The 16874-nt window shown below is 72.6% G+C and carries 16 protein-coding genes; 10 read left to right on the forward strand and 6 right to left on the reverse strand.

Annotation, left to right across the window (positions count from 1 at the left end):
• Positions 1–19 precede the first annotated feature (19 nt).
• Positions 20–592 carry an RNA 2',3'-cyclic phosphodiesterase gene (gene thpR, locus ACZ56V_RS29215; RefSeq protein ID WP_398914595.1) on the forward strand — a complete coding sequence of 191 codons (573 nt, stop codon included), beginning with the start codon at positions 20–22 and terminating at the stop codon, positions 590–592.
• 141 nt (positions 593–733) lie between these two features.
• Here thpR and ACZ56V_RS29220 read toward each other — a convergent pair whose 3' ends face one another.
• Together ACZ56V_RS29220 and ACZ56V_RS29225 are read right to left on the reverse strand one after the other, a co-directional pair.
• Positions 734–1726, reverse strand: a complete 993-nt coding sequence (locus ACZ56V_RS29220) for an aldo/keto reductase (RefSeq protein ID WP_398914597.1) — start codon at positions 1724–1726, stop codon at positions 734–736.
• A gap of 48 nt (positions 1727–1774) precedes the next feature.
• A complete protein-coding gene (locus ACZ56V_RS29225) occupies positions 1775–2428 on the reverse strand; it encodes a Uma2 family endonuclease (RefSeq protein ID WP_398914599.1) in 654 nt (217 codons plus the stop codon).
• Between ACZ56V_RS29225 and ACZ56V_RS29230 the strand changes: the two genes are divergently transcribed.
• A complete protein-coding gene (locus tag ACZ56V_RS29230) occupies positions 2429–3190 on the forward strand; it encodes an aminoglycoside adenylyltransferase family protein (RefSeq protein WP_468946349.1) in 762 nt (253 codons plus the stop codon). It abuts the gene before it with no gap.
• Here ACZ56V_RS29230 and ACZ56V_RS29235 read toward each other — a convergent pair.
• Complete coding sequence (locus ACZ56V_RS29235) at positions 3172–3852, reverse strand: GDSL-type esterase/lipase family protein (RefSeq protein ID WP_468946352.1); 681 nt, start codon at positions 3850–3852, stop codon at positions 3172–3174. The two genes, ACZ56V_RS29230 and ACZ56V_RS29235, sit on opposite strands and share 19 nt — an antisense overlap.
• Positions 3853–3964: 112 nt before the next feature.
• Here ACZ56V_RS29235 and ACZ56V_RS29240 point away from each other — a divergent pair, with 112 nt between their 5' ends.
• A complete protein-coding gene (locus tag ACZ56V_RS29240) occupies positions 3965–4954 on the forward strand; it encodes a WD40 repeat domain-containing protein (RefSeq protein ID WP_468946355.1) in 990 nt (329 codons plus the stop codon).
• Here ACZ56V_RS29240 and ACZ56V_RS29245 read toward each other — a convergent pair.
• Positions 4928–5770 (reverse strand): TetR/AcrR family transcriptional regulator, encoded by an 843-nt coding sequence (locus ACZ56V_RS29245; RefSeq protein WP_398914605.1) that lies wholly within the window; start codon positions 5768–5770, stop codon positions 4928–4930. The two genes, ACZ56V_RS29240 and ACZ56V_RS29245, sit on opposite strands and share 27 nt — an antisense overlap.
• A gap of 95 nt (positions 5771–5865) precedes the next feature.
• Between ACZ56V_RS29245 and ACZ56V_RS29250 the strand changes: the two genes are divergently transcribed.
• The 4 genes from ACZ56V_RS29250 to ACZ56V_RS29265 all read left to right on the forward strand — a co-directional run bounded on the left by ACZ56V_RS29250 (position 5866) and on the right by ACZ56V_RS29265 (position 9044).
• Complete coding sequence (locus tag ACZ56V_RS29250) at positions 5866–6882, forward strand: ATP-binding cassette domain-containing protein (protein WP_467379534.1); 1017 nt, start codon at positions 5866–5868, stop codon at positions 6880–6882.
• Complete coding sequence (locus ACZ56V_RS29255; RefSeq protein WP_468946359.1) at positions 6879–7721, forward strand: ABC transporter permease; 843 nt, start codon at positions 6879–6881, stop codon at positions 7719–7721. Before ACZ56V_RS29250 ends, ACZ56V_RS29255 begins: the two co-directional genes overlap by 4 nt.
• A gap of 92 nt (positions 7722–7813) precedes the next feature.
• The gene (locus ACZ56V_RS29260) at positions 7814–8050 is read left to right on the forward strand and encodes a hypothetical protein (RefSeq protein WP_468946362.1); all 237 of its coding nucleotides are present in this window, start codon (positions 7814–7816) and stop codon (positions 8048–8050) included.
• A gap of 25 nt (positions 8051–8075) precedes the next feature.
• The gene (locus tag ACZ56V_RS29265; RefSeq protein ID WP_468946364.1) at positions 8076–9044 is read left to right on the forward strand and encodes a hypothetical protein; all 969 of its coding nucleotides are present in this window, start codon (positions 8076–8078) and stop codon (positions 9042–9044) included.
• A 74-nt stretch (positions 9045–9118) separates the two neighbouring features.
• On the opposite strand, the gene serC is transcribed toward ACZ56V_RS29265, so the two are convergent.
• Positions 9119–10237, reverse strand: coding sequence for a phosphoserine transaminase (gene serC, locus ACZ56V_RS29270; RefSeq protein WP_467379536.1), 1119 nt, complete (start codon positions 10235–10237; stop codon positions 9119–9121).
• Between the two features lie 111 nt (positions 10238–10348).
• Here serC and ACZ56V_RS29275 point away from each other — a divergent pair, with 111 nt between their 5' ends.
• On the forward strand, positions 10349–13207 hold the full coding sequence (locus ACZ56V_RS29275) for an FAD-binding and (Fe-S)-binding domain-containing protein (RefSeq protein ID WP_468946366.1): 2859 nt from the start codon (positions 10349–10351) through the stop codon (positions 13205–13207).
• 16 nt (positions 13208–13223) lie between these two features.
• Here the strand turns inward: ACZ56V_RS29275 and ACZ56V_RS29280 are convergent, their stop codons facing one another.
• Entirely contained in the window at positions 13224–14384 is a 1161-nt protein-coding gene (locus ACZ56V_RS29280) for an alpha/beta hydrolase family protein (protein WP_468946369.1), read from the reverse strand.
• 186 nt (positions 14385–14570) lie between these two features.
• On the opposite strand from ACZ56V_RS29280, the gene ACZ56V_RS29285 reads away from it, so the two are divergent.
• A complete protein-coding gene (locus tag ACZ56V_RS29285) occupies positions 14571–16124 on the forward strand; it encodes a VCBS repeat-containing protein (RefSeq protein ID WP_468946371.1) in 1554 nt (517 codons plus the stop codon).
• Positions 16125–16257: 133 nt separating this feature from the next.
• Positions 16258–16830 (forward strand): DinB family protein, encoded by a 573-nt coding sequence (locus ACZ56V_RS29290; RefSeq protein ID WP_467379539.1) that lies wholly within the window; start codon positions 16258–16260, stop codon positions 16828–16830.
• The last annotated feature ends 44 nt before the right edge of the window (positions 16831–16874 follow it).

The raw sequence follows: 16874 nt of genomic DNA on the forward strand, positions 1-16874 counted from the left end.
GCTCTGCCAGGCTGGCGGCATGAGACTCTTCGCCGCCGTGCTGCCGCCCGAGGACGTCACCGCCTCGCTCGCCGACGAGGTGGGCGTGCTGCGGGGGCTGCCCGGGGCGGACGGGCTGCGCTGGACCGGCCGTCCCGGGTGGCACCTCACGCTCGCCTTCTACGGTGAGGTCGACGACGAACTCGTACCCGACCTGTCGGCCCGCCTGGAGCGGGCGGCCCACCGCACGCCGCCGTTCGAGCTGGCGCTGCGCGGCGGCGGCCAGTTCGGACGCGGGCGGGCCCTGTGGGCGGGAGCGGAGGGCGGGCTCGCGACACTGCGGCTGCTGGCCGACCGCGCGGAGGCGGCGGGGCGCAGGGCGGGCGTCCCGATGGGCGAGCACCGGCGCTACCGGCCCCACCTGACCCTGGCCCGCAGCAGACAGGCGTGCGACGTCCGCCCCTACGTCGAGGCGCTGGCCGGCTTCACCGGGCCCACCTGGACCGTGACCGACCTGGCGCTGGTCCGCAGCAACCTGCCGGAGTCGGGCGTGCCGGGCGAGCAGCCCCGTTACGAGGCGGTCGCCCGCAGCCCGCTCGGCGCCGCCGGTTAGGCTCGGGGGCGTGGACCCGAAGACCCGTAACCGGATCATGGCCGGTGTGCTCGTGCTGATGCTCGTGGTGGTGGCGGTGGCGGCGGCCCTCGGCTGACCCGCCCGTGGGGCGGCCGCCGCCCCGCTCACCACCTCACCCCGCTACCAGGCGAAGGCCTCAGGAGCGGGCCCAGGGCCCGGGAAGACCTCGTCGAGCCCGCTCAGCAGCTCGTCCGGCAGCTCCAGCTCCACGGCCCTGAGCGCCGACGCGAGCTGCTCGGCGGTGCGCGGCCCCACGATCGGGCCGGTCACGCCGGGCCGGGTCAGCAGCCAGGCCAGCGCGGCCTCGCCGGGTTCCACCCCGTGCTTGTCGAGCAGGTCCTCGTACGCCTGGATCTGCGCCCGCTTCGCCGGGTCGGCCAGGGCGTCGGCCGCGCGACCCGAGGCCCGGCGTCCGCCCTGGACCTCCTTCTTGATGACCCCGCCGAGCAGCCCGCCGTGCAGCGGCGACCACGGGATGACGCCGAGGCCGTAGTCCTGCGCGGCCGGGATCACCTCCATCTCGGCGCGGCGCTCGGCCAGGTTGTACAGGCACTGCTCGCTGACCAGCCCGATGGTCCCGCCGCGCCGGGCGGCCGTCTCGTTGGCCTGCGCGATCTTGTACCCGGGGAAGTTGGACGACCCGGCGTACAGGATCTTGCCCTGCTGGACCAGGGTGTCGATGGCCTGCCAGATCTCGTCGAATCCGGTGGCGCGGTCGATGTGGTGGAACTGGTACAGGTCGATGTGGTCGGTCCGGAGCCGCTTGAGGCTGGCGTCGACGGCACGCCGGATGTTCACGGCGGACAGCTTGTCGTGGTTGGGCCACGCCTCGCCGTCGGCCCCCATGTTGCCGTACACCTTGGTGGCGATGACGGTCTTGTCGCGCCGGTCGCCGCCCTGGGCGAACCAGTTGCCGATGATCTCCTCGGTACGGCCCTTGTTCTCGCCCCAGCCGTACACGTTGGCGGTGTCGAAGAAGTTGATGCCGGCGTCCAGCGCCGCGTCCATGATGGCGTGGCTGTCGGCCTCGTCGGTCTGCGGACCGAAGTTCATGGTGCCGAGGACGAGCCGGCTGACCTTGAGTCCCGTGCGTCCGAGCTGCGTGTACTTCATGGTCCCCAAGCCAACGACTTGGAGTGCGCTCCAGGCAAGCGGGCCCGCTCAGTCGCGGGGGAAGACGTCGGTCCTGAGGGTGAGGCCGAGGACGGTGCCGGTGCCGGTGAGGTCCAGGTCCTCCCCGAAGACGACCCTGGTCTCGGTGGTGTAGTCGCCGTCCTTCGGGTGCGTGAAGATGTGGCAGCGGCCCTGGTACGGGTCGGCGATCAGGTAGAGGGGGACCTCGGCGGCGGCGTAGGCGAGCTTCTTGGGGCCGTAGTCGTTGGCGGCGGTGCCCTGGGAGATGACCTCGGCGACGAACTCGACGTCCTGGTGGCGCCAGTGGCCGTCGTCGACGGCCTCCGCTGCCGCGCTGAGCAGGGCGACGTCCGGACAGAAGCCGTTCTCGGGACCCGGGAAGTCGATCCGGACGTTCGAGAAGATCGTGGCGTCCCTGCCGAAGCGATCCTCGACGGCGTGCGCGATCGTGCGGATGATCTCCCAGTGAGTGGTTCGCTGCGGTGTCATGTGGACGTTGCCACCGACGACTTCGACTCTGAATTTCTCGGCGAGGGGTACCCGCTCCAACTGCTCGAACCACGCGTCCAGCCGCCGAGTGTTCGCATCCACCGAGCCGATCCTCCCCGGCCGAACCAACGACGAGTGCAGCCGCGCGGTACAACGATACGCACGGCGACCTGGACACGGGAGGACGCGCATATGCCAGAGCGGGACCGGGACCGCACCGACCACCTCGTCGCCCTCGTCCGGCGTCACCTCGGCGACGGCACCGTGCTCGGCGTCTACGCGCACGGTTCCGCCACCCTCGGCGGGTTGCGCCCCTACAGCGACCTCGATCTCCTCGTCGTGCTGGCGCGTCCGACGACGCACGGGCAACGCGAAGGGCTCACCCGGGAGTTGCCCGGTGTGTCAGGGGGCGAAGGACGCCCCGTCGAGCTGATCGCCGTCGTACGGGACGAGGTCCGGCCCTGGCGGTACCCGCCCCGCCGGGAGTACCTGTACGGCGAGTGGCTGCGCGAGACCTACGAACGCGGCGCCGTCCCGGAGCCGGAGGACGACCCCGACCTGGCCCCGCTCCTGACGATGGTGCTGCGCGCCGACGCCCCGCTGTACGGCCCGCCGCCCGCGGCCCTCCTCGACCCCGTGCCCCGCGGCGACCTGCGCCGGGCGATCGCCGCCGGGGTGCCGGGGCTGCTGGCGGAACGGGAGTCGGACACGCGCAACGTCCTGCTCACCCTCGCCCGCGTCTGGACCACGCTCGCCACCGGTGACATCCGGTCCAAGGACGCGGCGGCGGACTGGGCCCTGGGGCGGCTGCCCGCCTCGTACCGTCCGCCGCTGGCCCACGCGCGCGCCGTCTACCTCGGGCAGGAGACGGAGGACTGGAGCGGCCGGGCCGTGCGGTCCTGTGCCGACCGGCTGGTCCGGGAGATCCGGGCGGCCTACGGGGCGGGGGAGTAGGGCCCGCCCAGCCCCCACTCCTCGTCCATCGCCGTCGCGAACGCCTCCGCGATGCGGTGCTCGCCGCTCTCGTTGGGATGCGTGCCGTCGTAGGTGTCCGCGTGGAAGTCGTACGCCACCGGCGGCGGGACGAACAGCAGCGGGGAGCCCGGGTCGTCGAGGTCGGTGAGGGTCTTCGCGAGGAGTTCGTTGAAGTGGGCGACCTGCTCGGCGAAGGACGGGTCGGCCTCCCCCCGGATGTTGTGGAGCACCGGCATCACGGCGACGCGGACGCGCGGGTTCGCCGACCGGGCGGCGGCCACGAAGGCGCGGACGTTGGCGGCGGTCTGCTCGGCGTTGGTGTAGAAGCCGAGGTCGATCAGGCCCAGGGAGACCAGGAGCACGTCCGCGCGGCAGGTCCGTACCGTCTCCTCGATCAGCGGGGCCATGTGGTGCCAGCCCTCGCCCCAGCCGGCCAGGTGGGCGCGGGGGAAGTCGGGTTCGGCGTAGGCGTGCGAGGTGGGGGCGTCCGTCACCTGGTCGTGGAGGGTCTCGCGCGGGCCGACGAAGGTGAAGAGGCGGCCGTAGGAGTCGCGCAGGTGCTGCCACAGCCGGTAGCGCCACGTGTGTTCGCCGGCGCTTCCGATCGTCATGGAGTCACCGACGAACATGAACCTGAGCATCCGCTCATCATGGACGATCGGTCCGACCGGCGCGATGTGAGCCCGACCACGCAGGGTGACCGGCGGGGTGACCGGCGACGTGAACGCCCGCGCGGGATGGCAGGCTTGGCGCATGCGCCGACCCTTCGCCCTCCTCGTCTCGGCCCTTCTCGTGGGCGCGTTCGCCGTGCCCGCCTCAGCGGCGGACGGGGACGACGGGCCCGCCGGGAGCGACGGGTTTACCATCAAGGACCCGCGCATCACCGAGTCCAGCGGCCTCGCCGCGTCCCGCCTGCACCCCGGCGTCTACTGGACGCACAACGACCAGGACACCGGGCCCTACCTCTACGCCGTGGACGGCGCCACCGGCGAGACCGTCGCCCGCGTCGCGCTGTCCGGCGTCGGCACCCCCCGGGACGTCGAGGCGATCGCCATCGGACCCGGCAACAAGATCTTCGTCGGCGACATCGGCGACAACGACGGCGTGACCTGGCCGTACGTGTGGATCTACGAGCTGCCCGAGCCGAAGGAGCTGAAGGACCAGACGGTCAGGGCGACGCAGTACGTGGTGAAGTACGCGGACGGTTCCCGCGACGCCGAGTCGATGGTCGTCCACCCCAGGACCGGCCGGGTCTACATCATCGACAAGCACGAGGACGGCGGGCACCTGTACGAGGGCCCGGCGAAGCTGTCGTCCTCCGGCACCAACGTCTTCAGGCCCACCGTCCCCGTGGACCTCTGGGCGACGGACGCCGCGTTCTCCCCGGACGGCGAGCAGCTCGCCGTGCGCGGCTACCTCGGGGGCATCTGGTACGGCTGGAACGGCGGGAAGATCCAGCGCCAGGACCGGATCAGCGTGCCCCTGGGGCAGGGCGAGTCCGCCACCTACACCACCGACGGCAGGAAGCTGCTGCTCGGCATGGAGGGCGCGAACAGCCCCGTGAAGGCCGAGGACGTGCCCGGAAAGGGCGGTGGTTCGGGCGGGGATGGTTCCGGCTCCTCGGGCGGGGACTCCGACGGGTCCGACGGCCCGGGCGGGATCACGCTCAAGGTCGGCGCGGTCGGACTGCTCGTCGCGCTCGCGGCCCTGCTCGGCCTACGCCGGGCCGCCCGCCGCCGCTGAGCCGTCCGCCACGGCCGGACCGTCCGCCGCGGCCGGGTCGTCCCCCGAGGCCGGGGCGTCGGCGGCCCGGCGTGCGGTCACCAGGACCTCCAGCCCGTCCAGGATGCGTTGCAGCCCGAACTCGAAGTGGTCGAAGCCGGTGCCGAAGGCGTCCTCGGAGAGGGAGGACAGGACGGGGTAGCGCCCGCTGCTCATGGCCTTCACCAGCACCGGCTCCTGGGCCTGCCAGAACTCCGCGTCCGTCAGTCCGGAGCTGCGCTCGGCCTCCCGCTCGTACACCTGCGTGCGGGCGGCGCCGACGACGTACCCGTCGATCATGACGATCACCGAGACCAGCTCGGGGTCGGTCAGGCCCATCGGCTTGATCCGGGCGAGCACCCTCTCCATGCCGTCCAGGGCGGCCGGGCCGAGGATCGGGCGGGACTGGTTGACCTCCAGCAGCCAGGTGTGGCGGCGGTAGAGGGCGAGCGTGGCGTGGCCGAGGGCCTCCAGCGCCGGGCGCCAGCCGCCGTCGCCCAGGTCGGCGGGGTTCTCTGACGGGCGCTGCACGCGGTCCAGCATCAGGTCGAGCAGCTCGCCCTTGCCGGGGACGTAGCGGTACAGGGACATCGTGCCGGTGCCCAGCTCGGTGGCGATCCGGCGCATCGAGACCGCGCCGAGACCCTCCCGGTCCGCGACCTCGACGGCGGCCTCCACGATCCGCTCCAGCGTCAGCCCCGGCCTCGGGCCCCGGCTGGGGCGCCGGCCGGTGTCCCACAACAGTTCGAGGGTGCGGCCGATGTCGCCGCTGCCGCTGGTCTCCGTACCGCTCGCCATGGGGTCAGTTTAAGTCCGCGCCGAAAAACTGAGTACGGCGTACGCGCAATCGGGTACGGTGTACTCAGTTGGGAAGCGAAAGGGGGCTGGGACCCATGAGCGACACGTACGCGGTACGGGCCGAGGGCCTGGAGAAGAGGTACGGCGACAAACGCGCCCTGGACGGCTTCGACCTGACCGTCCGCGAGGGCACCGTGCACGGCCTGCTCGGACCGAACGGCGCGGGCAAGACCACGGCCGTGCGCATCCTGTCCACGTTGATCCGGCTCGACGGCGGACGGGCCGAGGTGGCGGGCCTCGACCTCGCCCGGCAGGCCCGTGAGGTGCGGGCGCGGATCGGCCTCACCGGCCAGTACGCGGCCGTGGACGAGGTGCTCACCGGCCGGCAGAACCTGGAGATGTTCGGGCGCCTGTTCCACCTGGGCGGCAGGCGGGCCCGGGCCCGTGCGGTCGAGCTGCTGGAGCGGTTCGACCTGACCGACGCCGCCGACCGGGGCGTGGGCAAGTACAGCGGCGGCATGCGGCGCCGCCTGGACCTCGCCGCGTCGATGATCCTCGCCCCGTCCGTCCTGTTCCTGGACGAGCCGACGACGGGCCTGGACCCGCGCAGCCGCGGCGAGGTCTGGGAGTCGGTCCGGGCGCTGGTGGCGGGCGGCACGACGGTCCTGCTGACCACGCAGTACCTGGAGGAGGCCGACAGGCTCGCCTCCCGCATCACCGTCATCGACCGGGGCCGGGCCATCGCCGACGACACCCCGGACGGGCTGAAGAACCTGGTCGGCGGCGACCGGATCGAGGTCGTGGTCGCGGACCGGGCCGAGATCCCGCGGGTGGTGAGGGCGGTCGCCCGGGTCTGCAAGGGCGAACCCGCGGTGGAGGAGGAGGCGCTGCGTGTGCACGCCCCGGTCACCGACCGGGTGCCGGCCCTGACCGAGGTGGCGCGCACCCTCCAGGACGAGGGCGTCGCCGTGGAGGACATCGGACTGCGCAGGCCGAGCCTCGACGACGTGTTCCTGCGTCTGACCGGCCACCGCACGGGCGCGGAGAACGCGAAGAACGCGAAGAACGCGGAGAACCCGGAGAGCACGGAGAAGGAGGCGGTGGCGGCATGAGCACCCTCGGCCTCGACGGCGCCGCCGGTCCGGCGACGGCCCCGCCCGAGCGCGGGTGGCTGTACTGGCTGCTGGCCGACTGCGGCAACATCGTCCGCCGCGGCCTGACCCACTACCAGCGCCAGCCCGTCAACATCGCCTGGCAGCTGGGCTTCCCGATCCTGTCCGTCCTCCTCTACGGCTATGTCTTCGGCAGCGCGATGACGGTGCCCGGCGGCGGGGACTACAAGGACTTCCTGATGCCGGGCATGTTCGTGATGACCATGGCGTTCGGCTTCATCAACACGGCGACCGTCGTCGTGTACGACTCCACCAAGGGGGTCATCGACCGGTTCCGCTCGATGCCGATGGCGTCGTCCGCGGTGGTGGCGGGACGCGGGGTGACCGATCTGCTCGTCGCCTGCGCGGAGTTGGCCATCATGATGCTGACGGCGATGGCCATGGGCTGGCGTCCGGACGGCGGCTGGGGCTTCCTGGCCGCGTTCGGGCTGCTGCTGTGGCTGCGGTTCGCGCTGATCTGGATCGGGGTGTGGCTGGGCCTGCTGGTCCCCAACCCGGAGGCGGCGGGCGGCCTGTTCGCCGTGGCCTTCCCGCTGACGATGATCTCCAGCATCTTCGTCGCCCCGCAGCTCATGCCCGACTGGCTGGGCTGGGTGGCCGCCTGGAACCCCATCTCCTCCACGGCGGCGGCCGCCCGCGAGCTGTTCGGCACGCCGGTCGGCGGCGGCGACTCGTGGGTCGAGCAGCACGCGCTGCTGATGGCGGGTGTGTGGCCGGTGGTCCTGACGGCGGTCTTCCTGCCGCTGGCGGTACGCAGGTTCCAGCGGCTCGGCAGGTAATGGCGTCCGGGCTGGCCGGGCGGCGGTGGAGACCCACGGCCGGTCTGGGGGTGGAGCCGGGGGCCGGGGGAATTCCACCCCCGGCTCCACCCATGGGTCCAGGTGCTGAGCGCCTGGTCGGAGCAACGACCGAGTGGATCCCGACGTCGACCTCGTCGTCTTCCGGCAGCTGCGGGAAGGTCGGCTCGCACCCGGAGCTGCCCTGGGTGCTCGGTCTCACCTCCGGCGTCCCGGTCGTGGTCGGCATCGTCAACCGCAGCCAGCGCCAGGCCGTATGGTCCCCCCGCACCGGGGCGTCGGCCGTCTCCCGCGCCCCGGGTTTGGCATAGGCCAACGGCAATTTCACTCGTCCGGTTGAGCTTCGAGTCGGATGACCATACGTCTGGTGCTCGTGCGATTACGTTCCGTCGCATGGTCAGTTCACCGCATGAGGCGTTGCACCGGATCTTCCGGGTGGACCCGGGGCTGTTCGCCCGGCTTCTGCCACGGGCCGGCATTGATTTTCCGGAGCACACCGCGATCGAGCCCCTGGACACCGATCTCACCGAGATCAGACCACTTGAGCGGCGAGTGGACAGCGTGTTCCGGGTGCATGTGCCCGGCGAAGAGGGCGGCTTCGTGCTCGCCGTGGAGTCGCAGGGCAAGCCGGATCCGGACAAGTACAACAGCTGGACGTACTACTTGGCCCACATGTACGCGAAGTACCGGTTGCCGCCGTTTCTTCTGGTGGTGTGCAAGGACAAGGTGACCGCGTCATGGGCGGCGGAACCGATCCGTGTTGGTCGCGGGTTCCACACGAGCATGGTCGTCTTTCCGCTGGTCCTGGGACCTGGAATTCTCCCCGTGATCACGGAGCCGGGCGAGGCGGCCCGGGATCTTGGAGTCGCCGTCTTCTCCGCACTCGCCTACGCCACGGACCCGGGGCTGACTGCCATACTGGACGCGCTGGCGTCAGGAGTGGCGGACGACGCCGAGAAGTCCGGGTCTGGGGACGTCGACCGTGTCGACTGGGCGGAGATCGTCGAAATCGGTCTGGGTGAGGGCCCGGGTCGTGACTATTGGAGGCATCTGATGGCCACTTATACCCCGAACTTTCCGGGCAGCAACTCGATTGTTGAGGAGTCCTGGCTTGAGGGCCGCGCCAAGGGGCAGAGCGAGGGCAAGGCCGAGGCCATTCTGCACATCCTCCATGCGCGGGGTGTCGAGATCTCCGACTCCGTCCGGGAGCGGGTCGTCGGCTGCACCGACCTCGATGTTCTGGGCACCTGGCTCGACCGCTCGCTGAGCGCGACGCACGCCGAGGAGCTGTTCGTCGGCGAGTAGAACGTGCGGACATACGAAGGCCGCCCGGCAGATGGTCTGCCGGGCGGCCTTCGTCGTCGTACGACGAGGTGCGGCTACAGCTTCTCGATGACGTAGTCGACGCACTTCGTGAGTGCCTCGACGTCCGACGGGTCGATCGCCGGGAACATCGCGACGCGCAGCTGGTTGCGGCCGAGCTTGCGGTACGGCTCGGTGTCGACGACGCCGTTGGCGCGCAGCACCTTGGCGACGGCGGCGGCGTCGATGTCGTCGGCGAAGTCGATGGTGCCGATGACCTGTGAGCGCTTGGCCGGGTCCGAGACGAACGGGGTGGCGTACTTGGACTCGTCGGCCCACGTGTACAGGCGGGACGAGGAGTCCTTGGTGCGGGCGGTGGTGAAGTCCAGGCCGCCCTGGCCGTTCATCCAGTCCAGCTGCTCGCCCAGCAGGAAGAGCGTCGCCAGCGCCGGGGTGTTGTACGTCTGGTTCTTGCGGGAGTTGTCGATCGCGGTCGGCAGCGAGAAGAACTCCGGGACGTGGCGGCCGGACGCGTGGACCCGCTCGGCGCGCTCGATCGCGGCCGGGGAGAACACGCCGATCCACAGGCCGCCGTCGGAGGCGAAGGACTTCTGCGGGGCGAAGTAGTAGACGTCGGTCTCGGTGATGTCCACCGGCAGGCCGCCCGCGCCGGACGTCGCGTCGACCAGCACGAGGGCGCCCTCGTCGGCACCGGCCACGCGCTTGATCGGCATGGCGACGCCGGTCGAGGTCTCGTTGTGCGTGAGGCCGTACACGTCCACGCCGGCCTCGGCGCGCGCCTCGGGGTGGGTGCCCGGGTCGGAGGAGACGACGGTCGGCTCGGCGAGCCAGGGGGCGAGCTTCGCGGCCTTGGCGAACTTGGAGGAGAACTCGCCGAAGCTCAGGTGCTGCGACTTGTTCTCGATCAGGCCGTGGGTCGCGACGTCCCAGAACGCGGTGGAGCCGCCGTTGCCGAGGATCACCTCGTAGCCGTCCGGGAGCCGGAACAGGTCGCGGATGCCCTCGCGGACCTTGCCGACCAGGTTCTTCACGGGCGCCTGGCGGTGGGAGGTGCCGAGCAGGGACGTACCGGTGGCGGCCAGGGCGTCCAGCGCCTCCACCCGCACCTTGGAGGGGCCCGCGCCGAATCGACCGTCCGCGGGCTTGATGTCAGCAGGAATCTGGATCTCAGCCACGAGCCGGAGGGTATCGCCTCGGCCAAACCGGGCGAAGACATGTCCGTCCGATGAGACGAGATCTCCGCCGTGCGGACCTGTACGGACCCACGAGAGCCCATGCTGGAGGGCATGACCGATCTGGAGGCAGCACTGCGCAGGGCCGTCCGCGGCGAGGTCGGGTTCGACGTCACCTCCCGGGCGCTGACCACCATGGACGCCTCGAACTACCGGAGGGTCCCGCTCGGTGTCGTGGCGCCGAGGGACGCCGACGACGTGGCGGCGGTACTGGAGGTGTGCCGGGAGCACGGCGTACCGGTCGTGGCGCGGGGCGGCGGGACGTCGATCGCCGGGCAGGCGACGGGCACGGGCGTGGTGCTGGACTTCACCCGGCACATGAACCGGCTGCTCGCCCTCGATCCGCAGGCCCGTACGGCCGTCGTCCAGCCGGGGCTGGTCCTGGACCGCCTCCAGGACGCCGCCGCCCCGCACGGGCTGCGCTTCGGACCCGATCCCTCCACCCACAGCCGCTGCACCCTCGGCGGCATGATCGGCAACAACTCCTGCGGCTCCCACTCGGTGGCCTGGGGCACGACGGCCGACAGCGTGCGCGAGCTGTCGGTGCTGACCGCGCGCGGGCGGCGGCTGCGGCTCGGGCAGGAGTGGGCCGGAGCCCCGGAGGGCCTGCGCGATCTCGTGGACGGCGACCTGGCCCGCCTGCGCACCGGCTTCCCCGACCTCCCCCGCCGCATCTCCGGCTACGCGCTGGACGCCCTGCTTCCGGAGAAGGGCGCGGACGTGGCCCGCTCCTTCTGCGGCTCGGAGGGCACGCTCGGCGTGCTGACCGAGGCGGTGGTGCGGCTGGTCGAGTCGCCCCGCGCGCGAGCGCTGGCGGTGCTGGGATACGCCGACGAGGCGGGCGCGGCCGAGGCGGCGGCCGGGTTGCTGCCGCTCGGCCCGCTGACCGTGGAGGGCATGGCGGTGGACCTGGTGCCGTCCACGGAGGGGCTGCCGCGGGGCGGGGCCTGGCTGTTCGTGGAGACCGGCGGCGACACGGAGGCGGAGGCCCGCGCGCGTGCGGAGGCGGTGGTCCGCGCGGCGGACGTCGTGGACGCCCTCGTGGTCACCGACCCGGCCGGGCAGCGGACGCTGTGGCGCGTCCGGGAGGACGCCAGCGGTACGGCGACCAGGATGGCGGACGGCTCGGAGGCGTGGCCGGGGTGGGAGGACTGCGCGGTGCCACCGGCCCGGCTGGGCGGCTATCTGCGCGATTTCCGGAGCCTGCTGTCGGCTCACGGCCTGCGCGGCACGCCGTACGGGCACTTCGGTGACGGCTGCATCCACGTACGCATCGACTTCGACCTGCTGACGGAGGCCGGGGTGGCCCGCTTCCGCCGCTTCTCGCAGGAGCTGGCGGACGTGGTCGTGGCGCACGGCGGCTCCCTCTCCGGGGAGCACGGCGACGGGCAGGCGCGGGCCGAGCTGCTGCCGAGGATGTACGGCGCGGAGACGGTCGCCCTCTTCGAACGCGCGAAGGCCGTCTGGGACCCGGACGACCTCCTCAACCCCGGCATGCTGGTCCGCCCGGCCCCGCTCGACGCGAACCTGCGCTTTGCCGTGTTGCCGCGGGAGCCCGTGGACGTGGAGTTCGGCTACCCGTCCGACGGCGGGGACTTCTCGGCCGCGGTGCGCCGCTGCGTGGGGGTCGCCAAGTGCCGTACGACGTCCGTGTCCGGGCCGGCGGTGATGTGCCCGTCGTTCCGCGCGACGGGGGACGAGGCGCACTCCACGCGCGGCCGGGCCCGCCTGCTGCACGAGATGCTCGCGGGTGAGCTGGTGACGGACGGCTGGCGCTCGCCGGAGGTCCGGGACGCCCTCGATCTGTGCCTGTCCTGCAAGGGCTGCCGCTCCGACTGCCCGGTCGAGGTCGACATGGCCACGTACAAGGCGGAGTTCCTGCACCACCACTACGAGGGGCGCCGCCGGCCCGCCGCCCACTACACGATGGGCCGGCTGCCGGTGTGGCTGCGCTGGGCGGCACGGGCGCGGATGGCGCCGGTCGTCAACGCGCTCGCGTCGGTGCGGCCGTTGGCCGCGGTGGCGAAGCGGCTCGGCGGGATCGCGGGGGAGCGGGAGGTGCCGCGGCTGGCGGGGGAGACGTTCAGCAGGTGGTGGCGGGGGCGGGGCGGACCGGTCGAGGGAGGGGACCTGGTGGTCCTGTGGCCCGACACCTTCACCGACCACCTTTCGCCCTCCGTGGGCCGCGCGGCCGTACGGGTGCTGGAGGCGGCGGGGCTGCGGGTGGTGCTGCCGCCGACGCTGCGGGGTCGGGCGGTGGTCGGGGACGGTAGGTCGAGGTCGGCGGCCCCGCTCCTGTCTTCGCTGACGGCACGCCGGGGCCGGGTCTGCTGCGGTCTGACGTACGTCTCCACGGGCCAACTGGACCGCGCCCGCGCGGTGATGCGCCGCACGCTGGACCTGATGGCCCCGGTGCTGGAGACGTCCGCGCCGGTCGTCGTCCTGGAGCCGAGCTGCGCCGCCGCCCTGCGCACGGACCTGCCCGAGCTGCTGCACGACGACCCGCGCGCGGCCCGGCTGGCCTCGCGCGTCCTGACCTTCGCGGAGGCCCTGGAACGCCACGCCCCCGACTGGACCCCGCCCGCCGTGAACCGTCCAGTCACCGGCCAGACCCACTGCCACCAGCACGCGGTCCTGGGCGACGCGGCCGACCGTCGGCTGCGCGCGTCGGCGGGCCTGACCGGCGAGCTGAGCGGCGGCTGCTGCGGTCTCGCGGGCAACTTCGGTTTCGAGGCCGGTCACTACGAGGTGTCGGCCGCCTGCGCGGAGGACCAGCTGCTCCCGGCGGTGCGCGAGGCGCCCGGGGGCGCGGTGGTCCTGGCGGACGGTTTCTCGTGCCGGACCCAGCTGGAGCAGCTGGCGGGGGTGCGGGGGCGGCATCTGGCGGAGGTGCTGGCGGAGGGGCTGGAGTGAGGCTGCCGGGGGGCTTCTACGGCTGGTGGAAAACGACCTCCGGGTGGGAGGCCGTAGGACCATTGAGGAGCGGCTGGGGGACGCCCCGCAGGTGGAGGTCGAAGAAGGCTCGGACATAGTCGCGGGTGATGTACCAACCCCGCTCACCCGGGAGTGGAACCTCCGGATCAGCGAGCCCCAGCTGCTCGGCCAGCCAGGGGATGTCGGTGAAGGAGAAGTGCCCGGCCCCCGTTACGGTCAGCCAGCGTTTCCAGCCGTCCAGGCGGTTCCAGGTGGCGGCCCAGTCGCTGCCGGTGTTGGCGGGACCATGGACGGCCTCGGCGCCGATCATCATGAACGGGCGTCGTCCGAGCCCGGCCCCCGCGTCCCGTACGAAGAAGCCCCCGTCCAGGTTGACCCCCGCCCGCACCCGGCGGTCGGCCTCCATCGTCGCCATGGCGGCCGCTCCGCCGATCGAGTGCCCGGCGATGCCGACACGGCGCGGATCGATCACGCGCGCCAGCGCCCCCGCTCTCCGGCGGCCGGTCAGCTCGTCGATCACGAAGGACAGGTCCGCCGCCCGGCCTTCCACGACGGTCGCCTCCTCGACATCGACGCCGACGCGGTCGCAGGCCGCGCACGGCGGGACCCGACCCCCGGGGAACTCCGTGCCGACGGACTCGTAGGCGTGGTCCACGGCGGCGGCGACGTAACCGTGAGCCGCCAACTCCTCGGCGAGCGAGGTGAGCGTGGTGCGCGGCATCGAGAAGCCGGGGGACAGCAGGACCAGGGGGAAGCGCCCCGGCGCAGGGGGCGCGTCGACCTGCGCGTGCGTACGCGTGCCCGCGACCGTCGCGGCCGGTACGACCCCGGCGAGTCCCTTGACCTCCAGGAGCCGTTGCGCCTCGCTCTCGGTCATGTACCCCGCCGAGGCCCCGCCGGACGAGCGTGCCGGGTAGGACACGGACACCATCAGCTCCCTCCCGCGCGCCGCCGGCATCCAGGGGTCGGTGCGGTGCCGGTCGACGAGGTGCAGGGTGCGGCGGCCGACGGGGCGGGGACCGGTGGGGGTGGGCAGCTCCAGCGCTGCGGCGGGAGCCGACGACGCGGGCGCGGCTCCCAGGAGGGGGACGGACAGGGCTCCCGCGAGCAGCGTGGTCAGAACGGTCCTGCGTGAGGTGCTTGCTCTCTCGGACATGCAGCCGAAGCTAGGCGCCGGGCACCGCCCAACGCGTCAGCACTGAGCGGTACTTGGGCGTAGGCCCGGAGACTGATCCCCGGCGTCCCGGATGGCACCGTGGGATCAGTTCAGCCCCATTCGCATCTGTTGGCCGTTGGGCGTCGGCCCGGCTGAGGTGGCGGAACCGGGTGGAGCGGTCGACGCGTGATCGTTCGTATGGACGGTTCGGGCGATCAGGTGGAGGCGGCGTCACGGCGGCGGGGTGGCAAGCGGCCGTGGGTGATCGGGGGCGGTGCGGCCGTCGTCGCGTTGGCGGTCGCCGCGGGGGTGGTGATCGCCGATGGCGGGCCGGTGGACATCGCCGCGCCGTACGGATGTGGCGCCCGCGGCACCGCGGCCTCCGCACCCGTGCCGGACGGTGCCGCCGACTTCGACGGGGACGGGCACCCCGACCTGGCCCTCGGCTCGATGGGCAGCGTGGCGGACGGGGCCGGCGGGGGGAGCATCGAGGTCGCGTACGGGGCGGGGGACGGGACGGGGATCGCCCGTTGCCAGTACCTGACGCAGGACGACCCCGGGATACCGGGCGGCAACCGGGACGAGGCCTTCTTCGGGACCGATGTCGTGGCCCGCGATCTCGACGGGGACGGGTACACCGACCTCGCCGCCTCGGTCTTCGACTGGAAGCCGAGCGTGATCATCTTGTGGGGGTCCGAGGACGGGCTCTCGCGTGCCGTCCGGGTGCCGGGGACGGACGGCAGCCACGTCGCCTGGGGCGACGACCCGATCCTGGACGAGCAGCTCGTCGCCGGTGACTTCGACGGGGACGGGCACCCCGACCTGGTCTTCGGGCTCGGCTCCGACAAGGGGCTGCTCAAGGGGCCCTTCGGGCGGGACGGCACCCCCGCCGGGACGGGCCGCGTCCCCGCCCCGCGCCGTCCCGCCCCGGACGTCGCCGCCGCGAACTACGACGACCTCCTCGCCGGTGACCTCGACGGCGACGGCGTCGACGACCTGGTGAGTTTCCACGACGCCGACACCGGACCCGAGGTGCCCTGGCGCGAGAGGAACCAGCCGGTGAGCTACCTGCGCGGCGGCCGGGCCGGCTTCACGCAGCCCGAGGGAACCCGGCTCCCCGACGCGGGCGAGGGGGCGATCGGCGACGTGGACGGGGACGGCACCGACGACCTGGTCCTCAGTCCCCGGGGCGGCGACGCGAGCCGCAGCTCGGTGACGGTGGTCTACGGGTCGAAGACCGGCCCGGGGGAGAGGACGACGACCGTCGACCGGGACACCCCGGGCGTACCCGGCGAGGAACCCCAGGACGAGGACGCCGCCTTCACCGGCCTGGACACGGGCGACGTCAACGGCGACGGGTACGCCGACGTGGTCGCCGGGGCTCCCCGGTGGGACGTGTACGGAGAGCCGGGACCGGAGCAGGTGCTGTACCTGGAGGGCGGGCCGGACGGGCTCAGCGGTGCGGGCGCCCGGCTGTTCGACGGGGACGATCTGGACGCCACGCCGGGCGGGGACGCCGACTTCGGCGGCGCCGTGGGCCTCACCGACCTCGACGGCGACGGACACGCCGACCTCGTGGTGACCGCGCCGGGGAGCGACACGGTGGACGGAGTCGTCCACCTGCTGCCGGGTACCGCGGAGGGTCCCTCCACCGCGGGCGTGACCCGGCTGTCGGGGGACGTCTTCGACGACACCGAGGGGCTGGGCCTGTTGCTGGGCGGCGGGGAGCTGGCCCACTAGGCAGCCCGTCCCTTGCGGCTGCTTCCGGTTCCGGCCTGCCTCGAAAAGCGCCGCCATGTAGGACCTGAACCGACCTACATGGTCCATAGCGTGGTCCTCGACCGACGGAGCAGGACACCGGAAGGCGGAGACCATGACCACCGACGCATCGATCACCAGCGAGCCGACCCCCCGCGAGCCGACCGAGGCCCCGGCCCTCACCGGCGAGCGCGCGGACCTGCTGGAGACGCTGGCCAAGCACCGGCACTTCCTGCGGTTCACCACCCGTGACCTCACCGACGAGCAGGCCGGGCTGCGGACCACCGCCAGTGAGCTGTGCCTGGGCGGCCTGATCAAGCACGTCACCGCGGTCGAGCGGAACTGGGCCGGCTTCATCGTGGACGGCCCCTCCACGATGGGTGACTTCACCGCCATGACCGAGGCCGACTGGGCCCGGCGGGACGACGAGTTCAAGATGCTGCCCGGCGAGACGCTGGCCGGTGTGCTGGACGACTACGCCGAGGTGGCCCGCCGGACCGAGGAACTGGTCGCCACGCTGCCCGACCTGGGGGCCACGCAGCCGTTGCCGAAGGCGCCGTGGTTCGAGGCCGGCGCCGAGTGGTCGGCGCGCCGGGTGCTGATGCACATCGTCGCCGAGACCGCCCAGCACGCGGGTCACGCCGACATCATCCGGGAGTCCCTGGACGGCGCCAAGAGCATGGGGTGACCGGCGGCGGTCCGGTCGAGCGGGATCCGGTGGGCGCGTCGGGG

Source organism: Streptomyces sp. NPDC034099, from assembly GCF_055575415.1.